Here is a 24975-nt window from a genome sequence, read left to right on the forward strand (position 1 = left end):
AGCGCATTCCAAGAAACACATCAAGCACAGGAGTAATCGCCATGTATGACACATCCAACGATCTGGCCGACTTCGATCCGGAGCTGGCGTCGGCGTTGCGGGCCGAACAGCAACGTCAGCACGATCACGTCGAGCTGATTGCCTCGGAGAACTATGCCAGTCCGCTGGTGATGGCCATCCAGGATTCGGTGTTCACCAACAAGTATGCCGAGGGCTACCCCGGCAAGCGCTATTACAGCGGCTGCGAGAACGTGGACGTGGCCGAGCGGCTGGCGTTGGAGCGGGTCAAGCAGCTGTTCAATTGCGACTACGCCAATGTGCAGCCACATGCCGGGGCCCAGGCCAATGCGGCGGTGTTCCTGGCACTGGCCAATCCGGGTGACACGGTGATGGGCATGAACCTGGCGCAGGGCGGACATCTGACCCACGGCAATCCGTCCAATTTTTCCGGTCGTCACTACCGCATCGTGCCGTACGGGCTTGACCCGCGCAGCGGCCTGATCGACTACGACGAGATGGAACGGATCGCAATGGAGAGCCGGCCCAAGCTGCTGATCGGTGGCTTCTCGGCATATTCGCGACACAAGGACTGGACGCGCATGCGCGCAATTGCCGACAAGGTCGGTGCACTGTTGTGGGTGGATATGGCGCATGTGGCCGGGCTGGTTGCGGCCGGCGAGTATCCGGACCCGCTGCCGCACGCACACGTGGTGACCAGTACCACCCACAAGACCCTGCGCGGGCCGCGTGGTGGCATCATCCTCAGCAAGGGACAGGATGCGGATTTCAACAAGCGGCTGGACTCAGCTGTATTTCCGGGCATCCAGGGCGGGCCACTGATGCATGTGATCGCGGCCAAGGCGATCGCCTTCAAGGAAGCGTTGCAGCCGGAGTTCAAAATCTACCAGCGACAGGTGATAGCCAATGCACGGGCGATGGCGGCGGTGTTGCAGCAGCGTGGTTACCGCATCGTATCGGGCGGCACCGACAACCACCTGATGCTGATCGACCTGTCCAGCAAGCCGTTCACCGGCAAGGAAGCGGATGCCGCACTGGCCCGTGCCTGGATTACCACCAACAAGAATTCGGTACCCAACGACCCGCGTCCGCCATTCGTGACCTCAGGCGTGCGTATCGGCACCCCCGCGGTGACCACGCGTGGCTTTGGCACCACCGAATGCGAACAGTTGGCCGATCTGCTTGCAGACGTGCTCGACGGCTTGGAAGCAGGCAGGCTTGACGAGGTGGCCGGCGAGGTGCGCGAGCAGGTGTCGGCGCTATGTCGGCGCTATCCGGTGTATCGCTGAGGGCGGTAGCTGTACTCATCGTCGATTACGCGACAGTTGAGCGCGGTCGATCGTGAAGCGTGCGCCGCAATCTGCGTGCGCACGCTTACGTTTTTCGAAGTTGAATGTGCAGCGTGCTTTATGGAGTGAAGAACACCCGCTGTACGGCCTGACGCGCCGCATCCATCGAGAAGTGTCTGGCGATATTGGCCAGGCCGTTATCCGACAGGCGCTGCCATAGCGCGGCGTCGTCATACAGACGCAGTACCGAAGCGGCGAAGGCCTGGCTGCCGTCAGCGACCAATACGTCATTTCCATCATGCAGATGCATGCCTTCCACGCCACAGGTGGTGGCAACAACCGGCTGGCCGTGGGCCATGCTCAGGTTGACCTTGCCCTTCACCCCGGCGCCAAAGCGCAGCGGCGCCACCGCAACGCGCATGCCGGTCATGAACGGCACTACATCCGGCACATAGCCATGCACCTGTACGCCGGGGCTGCCGGCGGCCAGCGCATGGATGCTATCGGGCACGTCGGCGCCGATACAGTGGAATTGGATTTCCGGACGCTGGGCATGGATCAGCGGGAATACTTCGCCGATGAACCAGGTCATCGCATCCAGATTCGGCGGATGGCGGAAGCCGCCGACGAAGACCAGGTCATGCCGCTGTGCCCAGCTTTTGCCAGCGCCTGCAACTTCGTGCAGGTTGGAGATCAGCTCAACCCGGACCTGCGGTGCGTCGGTCGCCAGCTGTTCTTTTTCGGCAGCGCTGACCAGCAAGGTCACATCGGTGGCCGCCATCACCGCCAGTTCGCTGGCGCGGGTGCGTTCGGCGCTGCGCAGCAGGCGCTGGTCCCGGGCCAGTTCGGCGCCGCGGCGTTCACGCAGGTAGTGCAGGTCGACGGTGTCAAAAACCGTGCGCGCCTGCGGAGCAAACTGCTTCAGCAAGGGCAGGCACTCATTGGCAACGTGGTAGCGGACCAGCATGACCACGGCGAAGCGCTTGCCGTTGTCGCGCAGCCAGCTGCCGACCCGGTCGAGGAAGGGGGCATGCCAGACTTCGACGCCCATGGCCTGCAGGGCTTCGCTGGCTGGGCCGGCGGGTTCGCCGCGGGTGGGCAGGAACACCACATGCGCACCTTCTGCCAGCAGCATGCGGATCAGGTTGAACTGGCGCAGCGAGGCCGAGTCGCGGTCGGGCTGTGGCAGGCACTCATCGATGATCAGGATCTGGCGCTGCTGGCGATGCAGCAGGGCAGGCGACGGTACGCTGCCTACTGCCGGCTGCGCTGCAAGCGCGTCCTGCCAGACCTTGGCGAACACCGCTTGATTGCGGACCTGGTAGGCCTTGACCCCCGTGCTGGTGTCGGTGCCATTGCTGGTGCCTTCGTCGTGCACGACGCGGCTGGCAGGTTGTACCAGTACGCGGCGTCCAGCGGCGCGCACCTTGAAGGCCAGATCGGTGTCTTCGTAGTAGGCAGGTGCATAGATGCTGTCCAGGCCGCCCAGCTCTTCAAACAGGAGCCGCGGGATAGCCAAGACTGCGCCGGAACAATAGTCGGCATCACGCAGCGCGCTGTAGCGTGGATCTTCGGCCGATTCAAAGCGGCCGTAGCTCCAGCAGCTGCCGTCGGCGAAGACCACGCCGCCGGATTCCTGCAGGCGACCATCCGGATACAGCAGCTGGGCACCGATCAGGCCGGCTTCGGGCACGCGGGCGAAGGTCTCCAGTAGTGCATCCAGCCAACCGGGCTGGGGAATGGTGTCGTTGTTGAGCAGCACCACGTAGTCGCCGCGACTCAGCCGCAAACCGTCGTTGCAGGCGGCAATGAAGCCGCCGTTGTGCGCCCGCAGGTGGTAGCGCAGACCATCGATCTGCTGCATCCAGGCGCGGGTGCTGTCGCTGCTGCCGTCGTCGATCACCAGGATCTCGCAGCTGGCGGCGGGCGGATGCGCGGCCAGAGCGCGCAGGCAGGCCAGCGTATGTGCGCAATGGTTGTAGACCGGAATGACGATGCTGGCCGTTGGACGCTCGCTGCTGGGCACACTGAACGGCGCAAACGGGGCGCTGGCGGGGAAGTACAGCGGTTCACGCTGAGCGGGCGGTTGCCGGCGGGTATGCACGCCAACCCGGTGCAGGGTGGCCCGCCAGCCACGGGTGCGCAGGCTGGCCAGGCCCCGACGGACCAGACCGATGATGCGATTGACGGCGTAGCGCGCATCGGCCAGCGAAATCGACATTCCTTTGGAACTCCAGCTTAAGCAGGGGACTGACAGTCAACGCCCCCGGCGATGCGGCTGCGTTAGACTCATTACAAACCACATTCTCGCATCCCTGTGCCACGACGCCACGATTCCGACCAGTTCGACGACGATACCGACGGCAACAGCCCTGTGTGGCGGAGCCGCTTGATCACCTGGGGATTGGCCGCAGCCGCATTGGGGCTGGGCTTCATGATCCCCTATACGTTGTACCTGAACAGTCAGGTCAGCCAGCGTTTTGGTGAGCTGCGTTGGCAGATCCCGACCCGCGTCTATGCGCGGCCGCTGGTGCTCAGCCCGGGCACGGCGATGAACGCCAATACGCTGAAGACCGAGCTGGCGGCCTCCGGCTACCGTGATGACGGCGCTGGCAACAGCCCCGGCACCTATAAGGCGCAGGGCGGCAGCTTCAGTATTTCCAGCCGCGGCTATGTCGACGTTGATGGCAATGTCGCCGCCCGCAAGGTGGATGTGGTGGTTTCCGGCGGGCAGGTGGCTTCATTGCGCGATGCCAGCAGCCGCAAGGCGCTGAAGGCCGCGCGCCTGGACCCGGCACGTATCGCCACCTTGTACGGGCAGAAGCAGGAAGAGCGCCGGCTGGTGCGGGTGGCTGAAGTTCCCGAGCTGCTGGTCACCGGCCTGCAGGCGGTGGAGGACAAGGACTTCGCTCGTCATCACGGCATCGATTTGAGCGGTATCGCGCGCGCTGTGTGGGTGACCATCCGTACCGGCGGTGAGACCAAGCAGGGCGCCAGCACCTTGACCCAGCAGTTGGCTCGTAGCGGCCTGCTCGGCATCGGCAAGGAACAGACTATCACCCGCAAGTTCAACGAGGTGCTGTACGCGCTGATCATGGAAGCGCGCTACGACAAGTCCACCATCCTTGAGGCCTACCTCAACCAGGTTTATCTGGGCCAGCGCGGCAAGCAGGCTATCCATGGGGTGTCGTCCGGTGCCGAGTTCTGGTTTGGCCGTGACCTCAACTCGCTGAGCAGCGAGCAGATCGCGCTGCTGATCGGCCTGGTCAAAGGCCCGTCGTTCTACGACCCGCGGCGCAACCCGGAGAACGCGCTGGACCGCCGCAACTTCGTGCTGGGCAAGCTGCACGAAAACAAATTGATTGACGATGCCGAGTATCAGCGTGCGCTCAAGGCGCCGCTGGGTGTATCCAAGTCGGCAGGTATCGCTGCCGCCAACCGCTTCCCGGCCTATGTCGATCTGGTACGTCGCCAGTTGGGCAATGACTACCCGGAAAGCGTGCTGCAGGGTGCGGGTCTGAATGTCTTCACCGGCATGTCGCCATCGGCCCAGGCCTATGCCGAGGGCGCGGTGGCGCACACCATCAAGGCGCTGGAAAACAAGCGTCGCCCGGAGCTGCAGACCGGCCTGGTGGTGACCGACGTGCACAACGGTGACGTGCTGGCCGTGGTCGGCAGCCGTGATGTGTCCGAACCGGGCTTCAACCGCGCCATCGACGCCCAGCGGCAGGTTGGTTCGCTGCTCAAGCCTTTTGTTTACCTGCTGGCATTGGCGCAGCCGGATCGCTACTCGCTGGCCAGCTGGGTCGATGACTCACCGGTGACCGTCAAGCTCAGCCGCGGCCGCAACTGGACGCCGGGCAATGCCGACAATCGCAGTCACGGCACGGTGCGCTTGATTGATGCCTTGGCCCGCTCTTACAACCAGGCCACGGTGCGCGTTGGCATGCAGGTTGGTCCGGAACGGCTGACCCAACTGATGAATGTGTTGGCCGGGCTCAAGGCCGAGTCCAATCCGGCGGTGATTCTCGGTTCCACCGACCAGAGTCCCTACGGCATGACCCAGCTGTACCAGTTCCTTGCCTCCGGTGGTGAAATCCAGCCGCTGCATGCGGTGCGTGGCGTGGTCGATGCGCAGGGCAAGCTGCTCAAGCGCTATGACAAGAGCCCGGCACCGGCACAGGAAGGCGACTCGATCGCTGCCAACCTGATCAGCGTCGGCCTGCAACAAGTGGTCTCCAGCGGTACTGCCTCCGGTTTGAACGCCGATGGACTGTCGCGGCTGCAGGCCGCTGGCAAGACCGGTACCTCCAACGACGGCCGCGACAGCTGGTATGCCGGTTATACCGGCGATCATCTGGCGGTGATCTGGATGGGCAACGACCAGAACGAGCAGACCGGTTTGTTTGGTGCTTCCGGCGCGATGCGGGTGTGGTCGGGGATATTCCGAAACCTGCCCAGCAAAGCCCTGCACGTGAACAACAAGGGGCTGGACTGGCAGTACGTGGAAGCGGCAGGCAGCAATGCCACCGACGAATCCTGCCCGGGCGCGCGCCGCTTCCCGTTCGTGGTTGGCTACGCGCCGCAGTACGTGCCTTGTGCAGTGCCGGCGGAAGTGCCGCTGGAGGAGGGGGCCGAGGGGGCGCAGGAGCAGTCCGGCGGCGGTTGGCGTGGTTGGTTGGGGCTGGACCGCAAGGAACCTGAACCGGCTGCGGCCCCCGCTGCGCAGACGCCTGCGCGATAATCCCGCCCATGAATACCAAGTCTTTGATTCGCTACGCGCTGCTTGCTGCTGCAGCTTCTCTGTCACTTGCAGGCTGCGTCAGCGCACCACCGGCGGCAAAGCCGGCGGCGGTTGACAACGCCACGCCGGCCCAGCGTTTGGCTGCGGTCGATGCCATCGCCGGTGTCGACGACACTGAATTGACGGTACAGCCACTGCGCGATGCGCAGGTCGAAGATCTGCGCCAGACCGCGATCGTCAAGCGCAAGGCCGCCGATCTGGCCGGCGCGGCGGAAGCTCTGAACGAAGCACTGCTGCAGGTAACCGATGACCCGGGCATCCTGCAGGAGCGTGCTGATGTGGCGCTGTTGCAGGCCGACTGGCAGCGCGCCGAGACCTTGGCCAGGAAGGCGCTGGACCTGGGCTCGCGCACTGGTCCGCTGTGCCGTCGCCACTGGGCCACCATCGAACAATCGCGTCTGGCCCGTGCCGAAAAAGAGAATGCCGTTTCCGCGCATGCGCAGATTGAAGGCTGCACGGTGCCGGGGATCAAGCGCTTTTGATTTGTGCCGGGAATAGGGAATAGGGAGTGGGTGAGCCTGATTACCGGGCGAAGATGTACTCCGTCATTGCCATGGTGCGATCAAGGTTCCGATTGCGGCTTACTTCCATTCTCGATTCACCATTCCCAGCGCTTGAGTCATGTCCTCCCTAGTCACCGCCAGCTGCGAAGCACTCAGTGAAGGTGGCGCGCTTGCGCGTCAGCTCGATGCCTTTGTGCCGCGTCCCGCGCAGCTGCGTTTGACTGGCGCGATCGCCGAGACCTTCCAGCAGCGCGATGTGCTGCTGGCCGAAGCCGGTACCGGAACCGGCAAGACCTACGCCTATCTGGTACCGGCCTTGCTGTCCGGTTTGAAGACCATCGTCTCCACCGGCACCCGCGCGCTGCAGGACCAGCTTTACCACCGTGATCTGCCGCGCGTGCGCGCCGCATTGGGTGTCGGGCATCGATCCGCTCTGCTGAAGGGCCGCGCGAATTACCTATGTCGCTATCGCTTGGATCAGGCACGCGGTGAGCCGCGTTTCACCTCGACCGAGCAGGTAGCGCAGTTCCAACGCATCCTCACCTGGTCCGGTCGCACCCAATACGGCGATATGGCCGAGTTGGACGGGTTGGCCGACGATTCGCCCTTGCTGCCGATGGTCACCTCGACGGTGGACAACTGCCTGGGAACCGATTGCCCGTTCTGGGGCGACTGTTTCGTGGTGCAGGCTCGGCAGCGGGCACAGGAGGCGGATCTGGTGGTGGTCAATCATCACCTGCTGCTCGCCGACCTGGCGCTGAAGCAGGAAGGCTTCGGCGAAATCCTGCCCGGTGCGCAGGCCTTCGTCATCGACGAGGCGCACCAATTGCCCGAACTTGCGGCCAACTTCTTCGGTGAAGGCTTCGGCATGCGCCCGTGGCAGGAACTGGCGCGCGACTGCATGGCCGAATGCCGCAGCGTCGCTGGCGCGCAGGCCTCCCTGCAACAACCCGTGGCGACGCTTGAGCTGGCACTGCGCGAACTGCGCGAGGCGATGGAAAAGCTGCCGCAACGCGGCACCCGCTGGCGCGCCCTGGCAGTGCCTGCGGTGGCTGAGGGTTTTGACGCGGTTGCTGCGGCGATGGCGCAGCTGCGCGATGCATTGAGCGTTGTGCGCGAGGCCTCACCCGGACTGGATGCTTGCCACGCACGCGCGCTGGAAGGTGTGTCGCGTCTGTCGCGCTGGTTGGATGACGGTGACAGTGGCGCGGTCGATGCGTGGGATATCGATGAGGTTGTGGTCGCCGCGGAAAATGGTGTCGCGCCGGCGGCCAACGATTCGCTGTTCCCTGTCGATGATGGCAATGATGTGCTGTGGTACGAGCTGACCCCGCGCGGTTTCCGCTGTCAGCGCACGCCGATGGACGTATCCGGCCCGTTGCGCGAGCACCGACTGCGCTCGATGGCGGCGTGGGTGTTCACCTCGGCCACCTTGACCGTGGATGGTGGCTTCGAGCATCTGTCCAAGCGCTTGGGCCTGGATGATCCGGATACGTTGGTGCAGCCCAGTCCCTTCGATTGGCAGCAGCAGGCACTGTGCTATCTGCCGCAGCAGCTGCCCGATCCGGCTGCGCGTGGTTATGGCGCGGCCTTGATCGCCACCTTGCGGCCGGTGCTGGAAGCGTCGCAGGGCAGGGCATTCCTGTTGTTTGCCTCGCACCGCGCGCTGCGCGAGGCCGCCGATGCGCTGCGCGACGGCCCTTGGCCGCTGTTCGTGCAGGGCGAGGCGCCACGCGCCAGCCTGCTGCAGCGCTTTCGTGAGTCGGGCAATGGTGTGCTGCTGGGCGCGGCCAGCTTCCGTGAAGGCGTGGATGTGGTTGGTGATGCGCTGAGCGTGGTGGTGATCGACAAGCTGCCGTTCGCTGCTCCTGATGATCCGGTGTTCGAAGCGCGGCTGGATGCGATCCGCCGCCAGGGCGGCAATCCGTTCCGCGATGAGCAGCTGCCGCAGGCGGTAATCGCGCTCAAGCAGGGCGTTGGCCGGCTGATCCGCAGCGAGACCGATCGCGGCGTGCTGGTGCTGTGCGACCCGCGCCTGCTGTCGCGCGGCTACGGCCGGATCTTCCTGGATTCACTGCCTCCATTCCGCCGTACCCGCGCACTGGCCGATGTGCAGGCCTTCTTTGCGCGACAATGGGCGCCGGAGGCGGATTCCGCCAGCGCGCCGGCCTCGGCCGACGCTGACTCTGAAGCGCCGCCGTTTTCCCTTTCCTGATGTGATGCCATGAAGCTGCTTGCCTTTGAAACCGCCACCGAAGCCTGTTCCGTCGCCCTCTATGTGGATGGGCAGGTATTGGAACGGTTTGAAGTCGCGCCGCGCCGGCACGCCGAATTGAGCCTGCCGTGGGCCGAGCAGCTGCTGGCTGAAGCCGGTGTCGCCCGGAGCGAGTTGGATGCCATCGCGCTGAGCCGCGGGCCGGGTGCTTTCACAGGTGTGCGTTTGGCAATTGCGATCGCGCAGGGCATTGCCTTGGCATTGGACCGGCCCTTGCTGCCGGTATCGACCCTGCAGACCTTGGCACTGCGTGCACCGGCAGACGCACCGCGCGTATTGGCCTGCATCGATGCACGCATGGGTGAGTTGTATGCAGCGCGCTATCTGCGCGATGCCGATGGCGAGCTGCAGTTGCAGGAGCGTGAGCTGTTGGTCGCGCCGGATGCCGTGCAGCTGCCAGCCGATGGCAGCACCTGGGCCGGTGTTGGTACTGGCTTCGCGGCGGGCGAGGGCGTGTTGAGCACGCGCCTGCAATCTCGCCTGAGCAGCGTGGATGCACAGGCCCTGCCCAGCGCCGCCGACGTGCTGAAGATCGCGGTACCGGCGATGCTGCGCGGCGAAGCCATCGCTCCTGAGCTGGTGCAGCCTGCCTACCTGCGCGACAACGTCGCGCTGACCCTGATCGAACAGCAGGCGTTGCGCGATTCCAAGCGCTGAATCTTGACGGGTTTTGTAGGAGCGGCGTAAGCCGCGAAGCCGGTGTTGTCTGAACTACCGGCCTGATTGCGATCTGGGAATGTACGAGCTTCGCGGCTTACGCCGCTCCTACAAAATTCCGGCTCAGCGATCGTCGTGAAGCTGCCCGCCGGGCAGGAACATCCAGGTGCGGGTGACCTGCAAAATGTCAATGTCGTCCTTGGTCTCAGGCAATGCCGGGAACGGCTGTGCCTGCTCGATCACGCGCAGGGCGGTGGCATCCAGCAAGGGCACGCCGCTGCTGCGCAGGACGCGGCTGCTCTCTACGCTGCCGTCGCGACGCACGCCGACGGTGATCACCACCTGGCCGGCAAGCCGGCGCTGGCGCGCTTCGTCGGGGTAATTCAGGTTGCCAACGCGCTCGGCGCGGTCGACCCAGGCGCGCAGATAGTTCGCGTAGGCGTACTCACGGGTGCTGGCCGAGACGAATTTGCGGTTGGGGCGCTTGGCGTACTGCTCTGAACGCAGATGTACCTCGGCCGCCAGCCGCGCCATTGCTGCATCACGTTGTTCGCGTGCACTCATCGGCGCGTTGGCATCGGGGCGATCCGGCAGCGGCTGGGTCTGCGCGATCGCAACCGGGTCCTTGCCCTGGGTGCTGGTGATGATGCGCGCCTGCGGTGGCGGCGGCGCTGCCGCGCTCTGCGCCTGTAGCGGTACCGGTGCCAGCCCGTTCTGCAACTGCGGCACGATGCCGGCCTGGGAATCGCGTGGGCGCTGGGCCTTGTCGTGGTCGCCGCCGCCCTGCTGGTTGGCCTGGGCCAGGAAATCGGCCTGCTTGGGCGTCAGCGGCGTGCTGGTCTGGCTGAAGATCACATCCAGCGTCGGTACCAGCGGTGCGTTGTCGCTGACTGCAAAGCCCACTCCGAGGATCAGCAGGCCGTGCACGAGCGTCGACAGCACCAAGGTGGCGGTCAGCCGTTGTTGCTCGCTGACCCGCGGTGCCGCGGGCAATACGTCAGGCTGGGAATACATCAGACCAGGCCAGCCTCGATGGCATCAAACAACTGGCCGGCGATGTTCAGGCCGAACTGGGCATCGAGCTCACGTACGCAGGTGGGGCTGGTGACGTTGACCTCGGTCAGGTAGTCACCAATCACATCCAGGCCAACGAAACGCATGCCGCGACGCTTCATTTCCGGGCCGACCTGAGCAGCAATCCAGCGGTCGCGTTCGCTCAAGGGGCGGCCTTCGCCGCGGCCGCCAGCGGCCAGGTTGCCGCGGAATTCGTCGCCCTGCGGGATGCGCGCCAGGCAATAGTCCACCGGTACACCATCGATCAGCAGGATGCGCTTGTCGCCAGCGCTGATGTCGGGGATGAAGCGCTGCGCCAGGGCCAAATGCTGGCCGCCATCGGTCAGCGTCTCCAGGATCACGTTGAGATTGGGGTCGCCGGTGCCACTGCGGAAGATCGAGCGCCCGCCCATGCCGTCCAGCGGCTTCAGCACGGCCTGGCCGTGTTCAAGCACGAAGGCCTTGAGTTCGCGCGCGTTGCGGCTGACCAGGGTCGGCGGGCAGCACTGCGGGAACAGCAGTGCGGCCAGCTTCTCGTTGAAGTCACGCAGCCCCTGCGGGTCGTTGACCACGGTGGCGCTGGCCTGCTGGGCGACGCTGAGGATGTGGGTGTCATACAGATACTCGCCATCGAATGGCGGGTCCTTGCGCATCAGCACGATCTGCCCCGGGCCGAATGCCAGCGGGGCGAACTCGCCCAGGCTGAACCAGCCGGCCTTGTCGTCGCGTACCTGCAGCGGGGCAACCTCGGCCTGGGCCTGGCCACCGTGCAGGGACAGCCCGCCGGGGCGCACATAGTGCAGCCGGTGACCACGACGCTGGGCTTCCAGCAGCATGGCGAAGGTGGTGTCCTTGGCGATCTTGATGTCGGCGATGGGGTCCATCACCACGATGACGTCTAAAGGCATGACTTGAATCCAGCAGATCTGGTCGACGATGTTAGCCGTTCAGGGCGGGGCCGCACAGCGCGGAAAGCGGAACGCTGAGGCTGAATGGTGCTGCGCTTTTATTGAGAACTGAGTCACATTACATTGGGGATCAGCCAAGTCCTGCGGACATCGCTTGACAGTTCGCGGCTGGGCTGGGATATAGATGCGCTTTCGCGGCAATATCGCACTCGGTATCGGTCGCGCGTTCGGGGATCAAAAATGGTTGAAAACATGGCTGCGGGTGGGGAACTCGCAGGGCTGAAGGTGATGGTCATCGATGATTCGAAGACGATCCGACGTACGGCTGAAACACTGCTCAAGCGTGAAGGTTGTGAAGTGGTGACCGCCACTGACGGCTTCGAGGCATTGGCCAAGATCGCCGACCAGCAACCGCAGATCATCTTCGTCGACATCATGATGCCGCGGTTGGATGGCTATCAGACCTGTGCGCTGATCAAGGGCAACCAACTGTTCAAGTCGACGCCGGTGATCATGCTGTCATCCAAGGATGGCCTGTTCGATAAAGCCCGTGGCCGCATTGTCGGTTCCGAGCAATACCTCACCAAGCCATTTACCCGCGACGAACTACTAGGTGCCATCCGCACATACGTCAACGCCTGACCAGGGGGAAAGGCACAAAATGGCTCGAATTCTTTTGATCGAGGACTCACCGACCGACAGGGCGGTGTTTACACAGTGGTTGCTCAAGGCTGGGCACGAGGTGTTGTCGGCTGACAATGCCGAGGACGGCCTGCAGATTGCCCGTGAGCAGGCTCCGCAACTGGTGCTGATGGACGTAGTGCTGCCGGGGATGAGCGGTTTCCAGGCAACCCGCGCGCTGTCGCGCGACGAGTCCACGCGTGCCATCCCGGTGCTGATCGTCAGCACCAAGGGTATGGAAACCGACAAGGCCTGGGGCATGCGTCAAGGCGCCAGCGATTACATCGTCAAGCCGCCGCGCGAGGATGATCTGATCGCGCGGATCAACAAACTGGTGGGTTGATGCGTTCTCCATTCGACATCCTTGAAGCCTACGAACGCCGCAGTCTGGCGCACGCGGTACAGCTGCCCGAGCGCAGCTTTTCGCAGGATGTCTGGCGTGGCGTGGGGTACCGCGTTGGCAGCCGGCATCTGGTCTCGGACTTCCGCGAAGTGGTGGAAATCGTGCCGATGCCGCCGGTCACGCCGGTTCCCGGCGCGCAACCGTGGTTGCTGGGCGTGGGCAACCTGCGCGGCAACCTGTTCCCTGTGGTGGACCTGAAAAACTTCCTGGAAGGTGAGCGTACGCCGCCACAGGAAGGCCAGCGCGTGCTGATCATGCGCCAGAGCGGCGGTGACGTGGCGCTGGTGATCGACGAGTTGTATGGCCAGCGCAGCTTCGAGGCACCGATGCAGGTGCCGGCCGGTGATATCGCCCAGGGCCGCTACGCGCATTTCGTTGAACGCGCCTTCCATGATGAAGGCCGTGACTGGGGCGTGTTTTCGCTGTCGCTGCTTTCCCGCACTCCTGAATTCCGGCAAGCGGCCGCCTGACGGCGCGCTTGCCTCTTCGTATTGAGACCGAGGTCGAACGATGAGTACTGCTCCTGAAGCCGCCAAGGCTGGCAAGCTTGGCAACGTAAGCACCAACTTCTGGTTGGGCTTGTTGGTGCTCTCGATGGTCGTGTTCGGTGCCAACACCGGCGTGGCCACCTGGCAGGGCAGTCGACTGGCTGGCGCCAGTACCGGTGCCGCCGATCTGCAGGTACTGTCACAGCAGCTGGCCAACCAGGGCCGTGAAGCCGTGGCCGGTAGCCGCGAAAGCTACGCAGCGTTCAAGGACACGCGCAGCAAGGTGGAAAGTACGGTCAGCGAGTTGCAGGGCCGTTACGGCAATGAGACTGGCGTGTCTGGCCCGCTGAGCGCGCTGGTCGATACTTGGAAACCACTGTCCAAGAACGCCGAGCAGATCGTCGCTTCCGAGCCAGCCGTGCTGGCCCTGGCCGGTAATGCCGATGCCTTCGTCGGCGCGGTGCCGCAGCTGCAGGCACAGTTGAACGAAGTGGTGCGGGCAATGACCGCCGGTGGTGCCCAGTCTTCGCAGGTCTACAACGGCCTGCAGCAGGTGGTGGTGGTTGGCACCATGGCCCGCCGCGTAACCGAAATCCGCGCTGGTGGTGCTGGCGCAAGTGGCGCTGGCGACGCGCTGGCACGCGACATGGTGGTGTTCACCCAGGTGCTGGAAGGCCTGCGCAACGGTAATGAGGAATTGGGCATTGCCGCCGTGCGCAATGCCAATGCACAGGTTGCGCTGGAGCAGTCGGCCAACCAGTGGGCAAAGATGAAGAAGGACGCTGACGCCATTCTGGCCAGCTCGCGCAACCTGTTTGCTGCGCAGTCCTCGGCGGCCGCGCTGGCGACCGGCTCGGACAAGATGCTGCAGAGCAGCCGCAAGCTGTTCGACGCGTTCTCGGCCTTCGGTTCGGCCCGCGATACCCGCATTTTCCCGAACTTCTGGTGGAGCGTGATCTTCGGCGGCCTGTCGGTGCTGTCGATCATTGGCTTCGTCTGGAGTACGGTGCGCACTCGTTCGCGTGAGCAGGACGTGCGTTACCAGACCCAGGTGGAGTTCAACAGCCGCAACCAGCAGGCGATTATGCGTCTGCTGGACGAAATCAGCTCGCTCGGTGAAGGTGACCTGACGGTAAAGGCCTCGGTGACCGAGGATATGACCGGCGCCATCGCCGACGCTATCAATTACGCCGTGGACGAACTGCGCCACCTGGTAACCACCATCAACGACATCTCCTCGAAGGTGGCGGTGTCGGCACAGGAAACCCAGGCAACCGCAATGCAGCTGGCAGAAGCCGCAGGCCACCAGGCCGACGAGATCACCAGCGCCTCGGACCGTATCGGCGAAATCGCCACCTCCATTGAGCAGGTGTCGCGCAACTCGACCGAATCGGCGGAGGTGGCACAGCGCTCGGTGGTCATCGCAACCGAAGGCGCGGGCGTCGTGCGCCAGACCATTCAGGGCATGGACCAGATCCGCGACCAGATCCAGGAAACCTCCAAGCGCATCAAGCGCCTGGGTGAGTCCTCGCAGGAAATCGGCTCGATCGTGGAACTGATCAACGACATTTCCGAGCAGACCAACATCCTGGCATTGAACGCGGCCGTGCAGGCAGCCTCGGCCGGTGAAGCCGGTCGCGGTTTCGCCGTGGTGGCCGACGAAGTGCAGCGCCTGGCAGAACGTACCTCCGGTGCAACCCGTCGAATCGAAGGTCTGGTGCAGGCGATTCAGGCCGATACCAACGAAGCGGTTACCTCGATGGAACAGACCACCGCCGAAGTGGTGTCCGGTGCGCGTCTGGCCGAAGACGCCGGTACCGCGCTGACCGAAATCGAGCGCGTGTCCAACGCACTCAACAACTTGATTAAGAGCATCTCCATCGCCGCCAACCAGCAGGCCTCGGCAGCTACCGACATCACCCAGACGATGGGCGTGATCCGGCAGATTACCGGCCAGACCTCGCAGGGCGCCGGGCAGACCGCCGACTCGCTGGGGCAGTTGAACCAGTTGGCGGCAGAGCTGCGCCGTTCGGTGGCCGACTTCAAGTTGCCGGCCTGAACGGACTGATCGGGCGGGGATGCAGAGGAATCAGCAGATGAAGTTTCGTCACAACGCAACGCAGGGCCGCCCGGACGGCATGCAATTGATGCTGCACGGGGGAGTGCGATGAGTACCTTGCGCGATGCGATGAGCCACGCAGCTCTGGGTTGGGTAAAACCCGAGCTGGATGAGACCCTGCGCCAGGTGCGCAACGAGGTCGAAGCGTTCGTGGAAGATCCCAGCGATACCAGCCGCATGCGCTTCTGCGCCGGCTACCTGCACCAGGTGCAGGGCACGCTGCGGATGGTCGAGCTGTATGCGCCTGCGATGGTTGCCGAGGAGCTGGAGCTGCTGGCCAATGCGGTGCGCGATGGCGGCATTCCCGACCGCGACGAAGCCTGCGCCACGCTGATGCGCGGCACCGTGCTGCTGCCCGACTACCTGGAGCGCCTGCAGAACGGCCACCGTGATATTCCGATCGTGCTGCTGCCGCTGCTCAATGACATCCGTGCAGCACGCGGCGCTGAAGGCATCAATGAAAGCGTGTTGTTCGCCTTCAATCCCGATGCCAGCGACGCCAGCCCGGATGAGCTGGAGCACGCGCGTGGCAGCTTGAGCGGGCGCAACCGTGAGCTGCTCGACACCGTCGGCAGTGCGGTCAAGGAAGAACTGATGCGCATCAAGGATGCGCTCGACCTGCATATGCGCATGGATGGCAATCCGGCCGATCTGCAGGTGCAGGTCAATGAGCTGGGCGCTGTCTCCGATACCCTGGGCGTGATGGGCCTGGGCGTTGCCCGTGGCATCGTCGCCCAGCAGCGGGATTCGTTGCACGAAGTCGTCAACGGCAGCCGTCAGATCGACGACAACCTGCTGCTGGATATCGCCGGCGCGCTGCTCTATGTGGACGCCTCGCTGGACGAGCAGGTCGCCCACCTGGGCGCCAATGTCGGCGGTGACGATGATGCCGGTTCGGTGGAAACCCGCCGTACCGTGGAGGTGCTGGCGCATGAAGCCATCGCCAATTTCACTGCTGCGCGCGAATCGTTCGTCGCCTTCATCGAGACCAATTGGGACCACGCGCGTCTGGCCGAAGTGCCACGTCTGTTGGGCGAAGTCTCCGGCGCGCTGCGCATGTTGGAAATGCCGGTGCCGGCCGACTACCTGCAGGCCGTGCGTCAGTACATCGACGTCGAACTGATCGCACGCCAACGTATTCCCAGCGGGCGCCAGCTCGACACCCTGGCCGACGCCATGGCCAGCTTGGAGTACTTCCTGGAAGCCCTGCGCGATCGTCGCCCCGGTCGCGAAGAAATCCTCGATATCACACGCACCAGTCTGGAAACGCTGCGTTACTGGCCGATTCCGGCGCTGCAGGTCGTGGCCGATGGTATTGCCGTCGGGGCGACTGCTGCCGAGGTCGCCGCCGCACCTGTTGCTGATGGCGCAAGCGCCGCTGCAGCCGAAACGGCAGCGGCCGATTCGGTCGAAGTACGGACTGAAATTGCTGAAGCAGCGGCCGAAGAATCGCCGCTTGTTGAGCAAGCGCCGGTCATCGCCGCACCGGTAATGCCGCCGCCGTTGCCGCCTTTGGAAGTGGAAGCAAAGCCGCAGGCAGTTGCCGCTGATTACCCGCTGGTGTTTGGCGCTGCGATCAATGCCGTGGCTACCCCGGACAATCCGGCTCAGAGCGTTGACGTGCCCGCAGCGTTCGCACCGCAGGCAGAAGTCGCAGCAGAGATCTCCGCATTTGATCCGGTAGCCGCCGAGACATCGGAAGCCGCCGAGAGCAGCTTTAGCCTGGCGCCGATGGTGCTGGAAGGCCATGAGTTGGCGGATTCGAATGAAGTTGAAGCGCCGGCGTCGTTTGCCGCGAGCTTTGATCCGGTCGCCGCCGAGGACACGACGCTTGCTGGCCCGAATGACAGCTATCGTTTCGATGCGTCGCTGCTGACGCTGGACGGTACCGATACAGAAGCAGTGCAGGCGCCCGAGCCTGCCAGCACCGGCGCGCTTGATGCCGAGCTGGTCAACCTTGAGTTTGCCGACACCGATGTGTTCTTCAGCCCGGAGCTGGAAGCCGTCAACCCGGTGCTCGATGGCGCAACCGGAGCGCAGGCTCCGGTAGGCAACGATTGGGAGCTGGCGACCACGCCGACCGAGCAGGCGTCCGCAGCGATTGGGCCGGCATCGGCGCCGGCCGAAGTCCTGTCCAAGCTGGATATGGAAACCGCTGCGTTCATGGCGCAGCTTGATGCGGCTGCCGAGTCCTTCGATCCGTTTGCAATGCCCGAATCGCTGCAGCCGGAACCGGTTACGGCTGAGGTAGCGGCAACTGCTGCCAGCGCAGCAGTGTCGACGCGGACGTCCGCGCCGGTACCGCAGCTTGAGGGCGGCTTCATCGATGGCGGCGATGTAATCGATCAGGACATCCGGGACGTCTTCATCGAGGAATTCGACGAAGAACTGGAGAACCTTGGCAACCTGCTGCCCGCATGGCGTGCGGCACCAGCCAACATGGAACGTCTGCGCCCGGTACGGCGCGTATTCCATACCTTGAAGGGCAGCGGGCGCCTGGTGGGTGCGCGCACCCTGGGCGAGTTCAGCTGGAAGATCGAGAGCATGCTCAACCGCGTGCTCGACGGCAGCCGTCCTGCCAGCCCCGCCGTCATGGCCGCGGTGACGCAGGCTTATGACGTATTGCCTGAATTGAATGCCGCGCTGCGCGGTGTTGGCAGCATCCAGTCCGACCTGTTGGGCATACAGGATGTGGCTGACCGCGTTGCTGCGGGCGAAGAAGCGTTCTACGTGAACGGTGCCAGCGCAGTTGCAGCTGTCGCGCCGGTTGACCAAGTGGTGCCGGAAGTCGAGATCGTCGAGGTGGCTGAGAGCGACCTTGCGGCAGCCATCGACATCGACGATGCGGAGGGTACTCCTGCATCGGTGGACGAGGTGCTGCGCGAGATTCTCGAAGCCGAGATCGGCGCGCATCTGGTCACGGTCAATACCTGGCTGGCTGGCTCGGTTGCTCAGCCGCAGCCGGTCTCCGAAGACCTGTTGCGCGCTGTGCACACCATGAGTGGTGCATTCGCGATGACCGATGTGCCGGTGATCACCCAGATCACCAGCCCGGCGGAAACCTTCGTCAAGCGTTCGCTGGCGGCGTCGGTTACGCCTACTCCCGCAGGCGTGGATGCGCTGGCGCAGATGGCGGCGGCGGTGCACACGACGATTGCTGCTTTGCGCGCACCTTCGCCGCGCATTCCGGCGTTCCCGGGTGTGGCCGAACGTCTGCAGGCGCTGGTTGATGCCTTGCCGGATGGCAAGTGGCCGCCGATGCTGGCCGAAGACGAGCTTGTTGCTGACGATGTGGTGGCCGTGCAGTCGGCAGGTTCGCTGGACAGCAGCCTCGCCTCTGAGTCGGTTGGCACGGAAGACCTGTCCGCGTACTTCGACTCCGGCTTGCTGGATGAGACGCCTGGCAACGCGGTATCGCTGGAAACCACCGAGCAGTCAGCTGCAGCGGAACCGGACTACCTGCTGCCGGTTGCTGACGTTGCCGGGCACGGCGTGCTTGAGATCGGCGAGAGTGCCGATTCCGTTGCTGCTGAATCGCTGTCGGAGCCAGCCGAAGTCGCTGCCGAAAGCGAGTTGGCAAATGTGGCTGTCGCTGACGAAGTGGCCGAACAGATCGACATCGCCGAATCGGCTGAGGTCATCGAACCGGCTGTTTCGCATCCTGCCGTCGAAGTTGAGGACCACTATGACGCTGTGCGGGCCTCGACCTGGGGTGTTGCACACGACGCCGAGCAGCCGGAGCAGGCCGCAGAAGCGACCGATTCGCAGCTCACTGTCGAAGCTGGCGAGATCGAGTCCGAGTCGGCTGTCGGCATTGATGCGGACGCCGCATTTGCAAGCGAAGCAGTCGACACGCAGGTCGAGGACAGTCAGCCGAGCCAGTCGGCCGCTGTGGAAGCGTCCAGTGGTCTGGATGATCGTGACAGCGTGATCGCGCGCGCCCTGGCCATCGCTACCGGTGCGACTGCAGTTGCCGTCGGCGCAGCGCAGCTGAGCTCAACGGATGCCGAAAACGAGGTATCAAGCCTGGCTGAGCAGACTGAAGAAGGCGAGCTGACGGTAGCGCAAGCCGTTGAACAGGCTGTGGTCGAAGAGCAGGCTGACGTCGCCGCGGAGCACGGCGAAGTCATCGATGACAGCGCCGTGCCTGCATCGATCGAGGTGGCGCAGGCCGATGATGTTGCTGCGCGTGGTGATGAGCCGGTTGTGGATGCAGCGTCGGAGCTGGAATCTGCTGACGAAGCCGAAGCCGAAGCCGAAGCCGAAGCCGAAACAGAAGTCGCTGTCGAAGAGATCGCCGTGATCGAAGCCGCCGCTTCGAACGAAGAAGATGCTTCGGTCGAGGACGCGCTGGCGATTGAAGAAGCCGAGCAGCTTGAAGAAGCCGCACAGCTTGATGATGTGGCTGTGAGCGACGTTGTCGAGCCAGCTGTCGCCGAAACCCTTGTCGTCGCCAAGACAGTGCTGGCACCGCTGACCGCAGCGTTGCCGGAACAGGCTGAGGCACCGGTCGCCGCGCCTGTGGCGCACGAACTTGACGCCGGTCCGCTGAACTTCGCCGACCTGGATCGCGAGTTGGTCGATATCTTTGTCGAGGAAGGCAAGGACCTGCTCGACCATTGCGATGGTCTGGTCAACGATATGCGTGCCGCGCCGGAAGACCGCGAAGCGCTGGCCGGCCTGCAGCGTGACCTGCACACCCTCAAGGGTGGCGCACGCATGGCCGGCATCAATGCCATCGGCGACCTTGGTCATGGCATCGAGTCGCTGCTTGAGGCTGTTGCAGCCAATCGCACCGAAATCACCCGCGCCGACGTACAGCTGCTGGAGCGCGGTTTCGACCGTCTGCACCAGTTGTTGATCCGCACCGGCGAGCATCGCGCGGTAGTGATGCCGACCGACCTGATCGAGGCCTTCGAAGCGCGTACCGATGGTCGCGCCGAAGCCGCGCAGGCACCGGTTGAAGCAGCTGTCACCGCGCTCGAATCGGCACCGGAAAGTGTTGCCGCCGTCGAGGTGCTGCCGCAGCCGCTGGCCGCCATCGAGCCGCTGTCTGCACCGCTGCGCGAAGAGCAGGCCGGCAACGAAGAAGAAGGCACTCCACGCGGTCAGGAACAGGTGCGTGTACGCGCCGACCTGCTCGACAGCCTGGTCAACCACGCCGGCGAAGTGGCGATCTACCGCTCGCGTCTGGAGCAGCAGCTGGGCGCGTTCCGCGGCGCTATGGCCGAGTTGGATCGCACCAACGCGCGTTTGCGCGACCAGCTGCGTCGTCTGGATCTGGAAACCGAAGCACAGATCGTGGCGCGTTACCGCCGCGAGCATGAGCAGGCCGACCAGACCTTCGATCCGCTGGAACTGGACCGTTTCTCCACCCTGCAGCAGCTCAGCCGTGCGCTGAACGAATCGGCGGCCGACTTGGGCGGTCTGCAAGGTGTGCTGGACGATCTGTCGCGCAACTACGACACCTTGCTGCAGCAGCAGTCGCGTGTCAGCTCGGAATTGCAGGATGGCCTGATGCGCGCGCGCATGGTGCCGTTCGATGGTCTGGTGCCGCGCCTGCGCCGCGTGGTGCGTCAGGCCGCGCAGGAAACCGACAAGCAGGTGCACCTGAAGCTGGAAGGCACCCACGGCGAACTCGATCGCAACGTCTTGGACCGCATGGTCGCGCCGTTGGAGCACATGCTGCGCAACTCGGTTGCCCATGGTCTGGAACAGCCGGCCGCACGTGCCGCCGCGGGCAAGCCGGAAGAAGGCGAGATCGCCCTGCGTCTGCGCCGCGAAGGTTCGGAAATCGTGCTGGAAGTGGGCGATGACGGTGCCGGCCTGGACCGCGAGGCGATCCGTCGCCGTGCCGAGCAGCGTGGCCTGTTGGGCAGCGACGAACAGATCGACGATACCCAGCTGGACCAGATGATCTTTGCGTCCGGCTTCAGCACCAGCGAGCAGGTCAGCCAGCTGGCTGGCCGCGGTGTGGGCATGGACGTGGTGCGCAACGAAGTGCGCCAGCTCGGCGGCTCGGTGGATATCCACTCGGTGCGCGGGCAGGGGGCGACCTTCACCCTGCGCCTGCCGCAGACGCTGGCGGTCACCCAGGCGGTGTTTGTCCGCATCGGCGAAACCACCTATGCGGTGCCGGTGGCATCGGTCAGTGGTATCGGCCGCATTTCCCGCGAGCGTTTCGAGTCCGGGCAAGGCGGTTACCACTACAACGGTGAAGACTTCAGCCTGTACAACCTCGGCACCCTGGTGGGTCAGGTTGCTGCCAAGGCCGAAGGCCAGACCGAGATTCCGCTGCTGCTGGTGCGCTCCGGCGACCTGCGTGCCGCGGTGGCGATCGACCAGGTGCTGGGCAACCGCGAAGTCGTGGTCAAGCCGGTCGGCCTGCAGATCGCGTCGGTACCGGGTATCTACGGCGCCACGATCACCGGCGAAGGCAACGTGGTGGTGATCCTGGACGTGGCACCGCTGGTGCGTCGTCATCTCACCCAGCCGCAGCAGTTGGTGGAACTGGTCGAAATCAACAGCCAGCGCCACGTGCCGCTGGTGATGGTGGTCGACGATTCGCTGACCATGCGCAAGGTCACCGGCCGCGTGCTGGAACGACACAATCTGGATGTGGCGGTCGCTCGCGACGGCGTGGAAGCGCTGGAGCAGCTGGAAGAGCGTATTCCGGACCTGATGCTGCTGGATATCGAAATGCCGCGTATGGACGGCTACGAGCTGGCTACCGCGATGCGTGCCGATCCGCGCTACAAGAACATCCCGATCGTGATGATCACCTCGCGCAGTGGCGACAAACATCGCCAGCGCGCATTCGAGATCGGCGTGCAACGCTATCTCGGCAAGCCGTACCAGGAGCTGGATTTGATGCGCAATGTCTATGACCTGCTGGGGATCGCCCGTGCACGCGACTGACGACACTGCCAAGCCGGTTGCGCTGCTGGCCCGTGCCGGTGCCGCCCGTGATCGCCTGCGCGAAGCGCTGGTGGCCGCCGGTGGACGTATCGTGCTGGAAGAAGACCCCAACCAGTTGGAGCCGGCGGCGCTCACCTCGGCCGCGCCGCAGGTAGTGCTGGTGGCCTTGGAGCCGGCAGTCGAGGACGCGCTGGAACGGCTGGAATCGGTACTGGAGACGCCTGAGCTTTCCTTGTTGTTCGAGGAGGCCGAGCTGGCCGCACGCCGCGAAGGCTGGGAAGCACAGCGTTGGATCCGCCATCTGGCGGCCAAGCTGCAGGGCCACGACAACGTGCTGCCGCCGGGCCTGGAACATGAAGAGGCCGAGCCGGCAATCACCTTGGAGCCGGGTCTGCCACCGCGTCCGGCCGACGGGCATATGGACGCACCGCTGCAGTTCCATCTGGATGAGGCGCAGGTGCAGGCCTACGACCTGCCAGCCGATGAAATCTATGTGGCGCCGGCGAGTGCGCTCGAACCGCGCCCCGAAGTGCTGTCGTTCGAGGAGCTGATCGCAGGGGCGGCGCAGCCGGTGCCGCAGCAGTCACCGGGCATGCCACCACCGTTGCCGCCGGAACCGCTTGCTTTGGTGGCCGAAGCAGAAGAGGAAAAGGCGCCGATTGGCGACTTCAGCAGCTGGTCGCTGCTGGAAGATGATGGCTATGAGACCGCACCTGTCGCCGCCAGCGTAACGTCGGAGCCGCCGCCAGCCTTGGCCAGCCTGCTCAACAGCGAGCTGTCGTTGGTCGAGATAGACGAAAGTGCTGCCGAAGGTAATGGCGCGGTGTTGTTGGTTGCCGGTATTGGCGGCCCGGATGCGGTGCGTCGGGTACTGGCCGGACTGCCGGAAGACTTTGCACGCCCGGTGCTGGTGCAGCTCCGACTGGATGGTGGCCGTTATGCCAACCTGGTCAAGCAGATGGCGCGGGCGACACCGTTGCCGGTGACCTTGGCTGACCCTGGGCAGAATCTGGTCCCGGGCGACGTCTACATTCTTCCCGACGTGATCGGCGTGGAGTCGAGTGCCGAGGGCCTGCGCTTCTGCGCGGAAGCCAACGACCTGCTTGGAGCCCTGCAACCAGACCGCAGCGCGGTGCTGTTGCTCAGCGGGGCCGATGTCGCGATGGTCGCGCCGGTGCTGGAATTTGCCGGCAAGGGTGGTTGGGTGGCGGGGCAGATCGGCGAAGGGTGCTATGACCCGGCCGCTGCCAGCCAGCTGGCCGTCGCTGGCATGAACGCTGGTGATCCGGAATATCTCGCCGCCGAATTGGCTGTGCATTGCGCGGCGTGACCGCAGCGCGACCCAGGAACTGACGATGAGCTACGCAAACAACGATGAAGTCCGTGGGGTACTGATACAGGCCGGTACCGAGCGCGTATTGCTGCCCAATGCGACGGTGGCGGAAATGATGTCCCGCGTGGCGGTTGAGCCGATTGCCAACACCCCGGCGTGGTTGGTCGGGCAGATCGCATGGCATGGCTGGAGCGTGCCGTTGCTGTCCTATGCCGGGCTCAGTGGCCATGGCAATGAAATGGTGACCAGCAACAACAAGGTGGTCGTGCTCAAGGCCTTGGGTGGCAACCCGGACCTGCCGTATTTCGCCCTGCTGACCCAGTCCTTCCCGCAACTGATCGCAGTGCCGCGCGACGGCCTGCTGGCCGACGCATCGGAAGAGAGCCTGCCAGTCGGCGTGCACATGCGCGTATTGCTGGGCGAACAAAGCGCGCTGCTGCCGGATCTGGACGCGGTTGAAAGCGCCGTCATCCTCGCCCTGGCAGAAGCGGTAGCCTGACCGGCGGTAGTGCCGAGCCATGCTCGGCAGAGGCTTTCCCGGCGATCCTCGGCATTGTGGGAGCGGCGTTAGCCGCGAAGCCCACTAATCATCAGATTGCAAGCCGGTTGGTGATTTCAGCGATTCCAGCTTCGCGGCTTACGCCGCTCCCACAAACCGGCTTCGGGTTTGTTGGTAATGCCCCAGCCGAGCATGGCTCGGCTCTACAGGTCGCCCAGGCGTGCCTGCAGTGCGGCGATCGCGGCCAGGCCTGCGGTCTCCGTGCGCAGGATGCGTGGTCCCAGCTGCAGGCCCTGGAAGCCGGCCTCGCTCAGTTGCTGACGGTCACGCGGTGACCAGCCACCTTCGGGCCCGATCGCGATCACCACGCCGTTGGCTGGCGCTGCTGGCAGCGAGGCCAGGCGGTGTTCACCTAGCGGGTCCAGGGTCAGCCGCAGGGTCTGCTCGGGCAGCGCTGCGGTGGCCGCAGCCAGCGCCTGCGGGCTGCCAATGGACGGAATCCGCGCGCGACCTGACTGACCGCAGGCCGAACCGACCACATTGCGCCAATGGGCGATGCGCTTCTCGGCGCGGGCCGCGTCCAGTTTTACCTCGGTGCGCTCGGCATTGACCGGAATGATGCTGCTGACTCCAAGCTCGGTGGCCTTCTGCAGGATCAGGTCCATCTTCTCGCCACGGGCAATGCCCTGCAGCAAGGTGATCGCCAGCGGCGATTCGTTGTCGATGGCCTGGGCACTGTCGATGTGCACCTGTACCTCGCGCTTGCTGATCGTGCTGAGGGTGGCGGCATAGTCGTGGCCATCGCCGTTGAACAGGATGCAGCCTTCGCCCTCGCGCAGGCGCATCACCCGCACCAGATGGTTGGCCACATCCTCCGGCAGGGTCAGGGTCTGGCCGACGGCAAGCGGCAGTTCAATCGGGCTACGGGTAAGGCGCATGGGAGTTCTCGCAAAGGCGGTGCCGCGTGGGGAGCGGCTGGGTCTGCTAGCATTTCAACGTCATGAAAACGTATCTGCCAATGCGCATT

Annotated in this window: 16 protein-coding genes; 12 read left to right on the top strand and 4 right to left on the bottom strand. The window is 64.4% G+C overall.

Annotated features, from left to right (window positions below):
• Positions 1-41 precede the first annotated feature (41 nt).
• On the top strand, positions 42-1307 hold the full coding sequence (glyA, locus tag ACVOLL_RS00095) for a serine hydroxymethyltransferase (protein WP_481511000.1): 1266 nt from the start codon (positions 42-44) through the stop codon (positions 1305-1307).
• 118 nt (positions 1308-1425) lie between these two features.
• Here the strand turns inward: glyA and ACVOLL_RS00100 are convergent, their stop codons facing one another.
• On the bottom strand, positions 1426-3528 hold the full coding sequence (locus ACVOLL_RS00100) for a glycosyltransferase (protein ID WP_481511001.1): 2103 nt from the start codon (positions 3526-3528) through the stop codon (positions 1426-1428).
• 96 nt (positions 3529-3624) lie between these two features.
• Between ACVOLL_RS00100 and mrcB the strand changes: the two genes are divergently transcribed.
• From mrcB to tsaB, 4 genes are all read left to right on the top strand, one after another.
• Positions 3625-6051: a penicillin-binding protein 1B gene (gene mrcB / locus ACVOLL_RS00105; RefSeq protein WP_481511002.1), complete on the top strand. Its 2427-nt coding sequence runs from the start codon at positions 3625-3627 to the stop codon at positions 6049-6051.
• 8 nt (positions 6052-6059) lie between these two features.
• Positions 6060-6593, top strand: coding sequence for a hypothetical protein (locus ACVOLL_RS00110; protein WP_481511003.1), 534 nt, complete (start codon positions 6060-6062; stop codon positions 6591-6593).
• Positions 6594-6732: 139 nt separating this feature from the next.
• The gene (yoaA, locus tag ACVOLL_RS00115; protein WP_481511004.1) at positions 6733-8829 is read left to right on the top strand and encodes a DNA repair helicase YoaA; all 2097 of its coding nucleotides are present in this window, start codon (positions 6733-6735) and stop codon (positions 8827-8829) included.
• A gap of 9 nt (positions 8830-8838) precedes the next feature.
• Positions 8839-9546, top strand: coding sequence for a tRNA (adenosine(37)-N6)-threonylcarbamoyltransferase complex dimerization subunit type 1 TsaB (tsaB, locus tag ACVOLL_RS00120; protein WP_481511005.1), 708 nt, complete (start codon positions 8839-8841; stop codon positions 9544-9546).
• Between the two features lie 123 nt (positions 9547-9669).
• Here tsaB and ACVOLL_RS00125 read toward each other — a convergent pair whose 3' ends face one another.
• Both ACVOLL_RS00125 and gshB read right to left on the bottom strand, forming a co-directional pair.
• A complete protein-coding gene (locus tag ACVOLL_RS00125; RefSeq protein ID WP_481511006.1) occupies positions 9670-10560 on the bottom strand; it encodes an energy transducer TonB in 891 nt (296 codons plus the stop codon).
• Positions 10560-11507 (bottom strand): glutathione synthase, encoded by a 948-nt coding sequence (gene gshB / locus ACVOLL_RS00130; RefSeq protein ID WP_481511007.1) that lies wholly within the window; start codon positions 11505-11507, stop codon positions 10560-10562. Before gshB ends, ACVOLL_RS00125 begins: the two co-directional genes overlap by 1 nt.
• Positions 11508-11747: 240 nt before the next feature.
• On the opposite strand from gshB, the gene pilG reads away from it, so the two are divergent.
• From pilG to ACVOLL_RS00165, 7 genes are all read left to right on the top strand, one after another.
• On the top strand, positions 11748-12149 hold the full coding sequence (gene pilG / locus ACVOLL_RS00135) for a twitching motility response regulator PilG (RefSeq protein WP_057628851.1): 402 nt from the start codon (positions 11748-11750) through the stop codon (positions 12147-12149).
• A 19-nt stretch (positions 12150-12168) separates the two neighbouring features.
• Positions 12169-12531 (top strand): response regulator, encoded by a 363-nt coding sequence (locus ACVOLL_RS00140; RefSeq protein WP_282271119.1) that lies wholly within the window; start codon positions 12169-12171, stop codon positions 12529-12531.
• Entirely contained in the window at positions 12531-13061 is a 531-nt protein-coding gene (locus tag ACVOLL_RS00145) for a chemotaxis protein CheW (RefSeq protein ID WP_282271121.1), read from the top strand. Before ACVOLL_RS00140 ends, ACVOLL_RS00145 begins: the two co-directional genes overlap by 1 nt.
• A 40-nt stretch (positions 13062-13101) precedes the next feature.
• Entirely contained in the window at positions 13102-15138 is a 2037-nt protein-coding gene (locus tag ACVOLL_RS00150; RefSeq protein WP_481511008.1) for a methyl-accepting chemotaxis protein, read from the top strand.
• Positions 15139-15246: 108 nt separating this feature from the next.
• Complete coding sequence (locus ACVOLL_RS00155; protein ID WP_481511009.1) at positions 15247-22116, top strand: hybrid sensor histidine kinase/response regulator; 6870 nt, start codon at positions 15247-15249, stop codon at positions 22114-22116.
• The gene (locus ACVOLL_RS00160; RefSeq protein WP_481511010.1) at positions 22103-23446 is read left to right on the top strand and encodes a chemotaxis protein CheB; all 1344 of its coding nucleotides are present in this window, start codon (positions 22103-22105) and stop codon (positions 23444-23446) included. Before ACVOLL_RS00155 ends, ACVOLL_RS00160 begins: the two co-directional genes overlap by 14 nt.
• A gap of 25 nt (positions 23447-23471) precedes the next feature.
• On the top strand, positions 23472-23948 hold the full coding sequence (locus tag ACVOLL_RS00165; RefSeq protein ID WP_481511011.1) for a chemotaxis protein CheW: 477 nt from the start codon (positions 23472-23474) through the stop codon (positions 23946-23948).
• Positions 23949-24151: 203 nt separating this feature from the next.
• On the opposite strand, the gene ACVOLL_RS00170 is transcribed toward ACVOLL_RS00165, so the two are convergent.
• Entirely contained in the window at positions 24152-24886 is a 735-nt protein-coding gene (locus ACVOLL_RS00170) for a 16S rRNA (uracil(1498)-N(3))-methyltransferase (RefSeq protein WP_481511012.1), read from the bottom strand.
• Positions 24887-24975 lie beyond the last annotated feature (89 nt).

Source organism: Stenotrophomonas sp. STEN035 (assembly GCF_056759935.1).

What these genes read in the sequence shown, in the direction of transcription:
- ACVOLL_RS00155 (WP_481511009.1), top strand. Translation starts at nt 15,247, where the DNA reads ATGAGTACCTTGCGCGATGCGATGAGCCACGCAGCTCTGGGTTGGGTA.
- yoaA (WP_481511004.1), top strand. Translation starts at nt 6,733, where the DNA reads ATGTCCTCCCTAGTCACCGCCAGCTGCGAAGCACTCAGTGAAGGTGGC.
- ACVOLL_RS00140 (WP_282271119.1), top strand. Translation starts at nt 12,169, where the DNA reads ATGGCTCGAATTCTTTTGATCGAGGACTCACCGACCGACAGGGCGGTG.
- ACVOLL_RS00165 (WP_481511011.1), top strand. Translation starts at nt 23,472, where the DNA reads ATGAGCTACGCAAACAACGATGAAGTCCGTGGGGTACTGATACAGGCC.
- ACVOLL_RS00110 (WP_481511003.1), top strand. Translation starts at nt 6,060, where the DNA reads ATGAATACCAAGTCTTTGATTCGCTACGCGCTGCTTGCTGCTGCAGCT.
- ACVOLL_RS00100 (WP_481511001.1), bottom strand. Translation starts at nt 3,528, where the DNA reads ATGTCGATTTCGCTGGCCGATGCGCGCTACGCCGTCAATCGCATCATC.
- ACVOLL_RS00145 (WP_282271121.1), top strand. Translation starts at nt 12,531, where the DNA reads ATGCGTTCTCCATTCGACATCCTTGAAGCCTACGAACGCCGCAGTCTG.
- glyA (WP_481511000.1), top strand. Translation starts at nt 42, where the DNA reads ATGTATGACACATCCAACGATCTGGCCGACTTCGATCCGGAGCTGGCG.
- tsaB (WP_481511005.1), top strand. Translation starts at nt 8,839, where the DNA reads ATGAAGCTGCTTGCCTTTGAAACCGCCACCGAAGCCTGTTCCGTCGCC.
- gshB (WP_481511007.1), bottom strand. Translation starts at nt 11,507, where the DNA reads ATGCCTTTAGACGTCATCGTGGTGATGGACCCCATCGCCGACATCAAG.
- ACVOLL_RS00125 (WP_481511006.1), bottom strand. Translation starts at nt 10,560, where the DNA reads ATGTATTCCCAGCCTGACGTATTGCCCGCGGCACCGCGGGTCAGCGAG.
- ACVOLL_RS00150 (WP_481511008.1), top strand. Translation starts at nt 13,102, where the DNA reads ATGAGTACTGCTCCTGAAGCCGCCAAGGCTGGCAAGCTTGGCAACGTA.
- ACVOLL_RS00170 (WP_481511012.1), bottom strand. Translation starts at nt 24,886, where the DNA reads ATGCGCCTTACCCGTAGCCCGATTGAACTGCCGCTTGCCGTCGGCCAG.
- pilG (WP_057628851.1), top strand. Translation starts at nt 11,748, where the DNA reads ATGGTTGAAAACATGGCTGCGGGTGGGGAACTCGCAGGGCTGAAGGTG.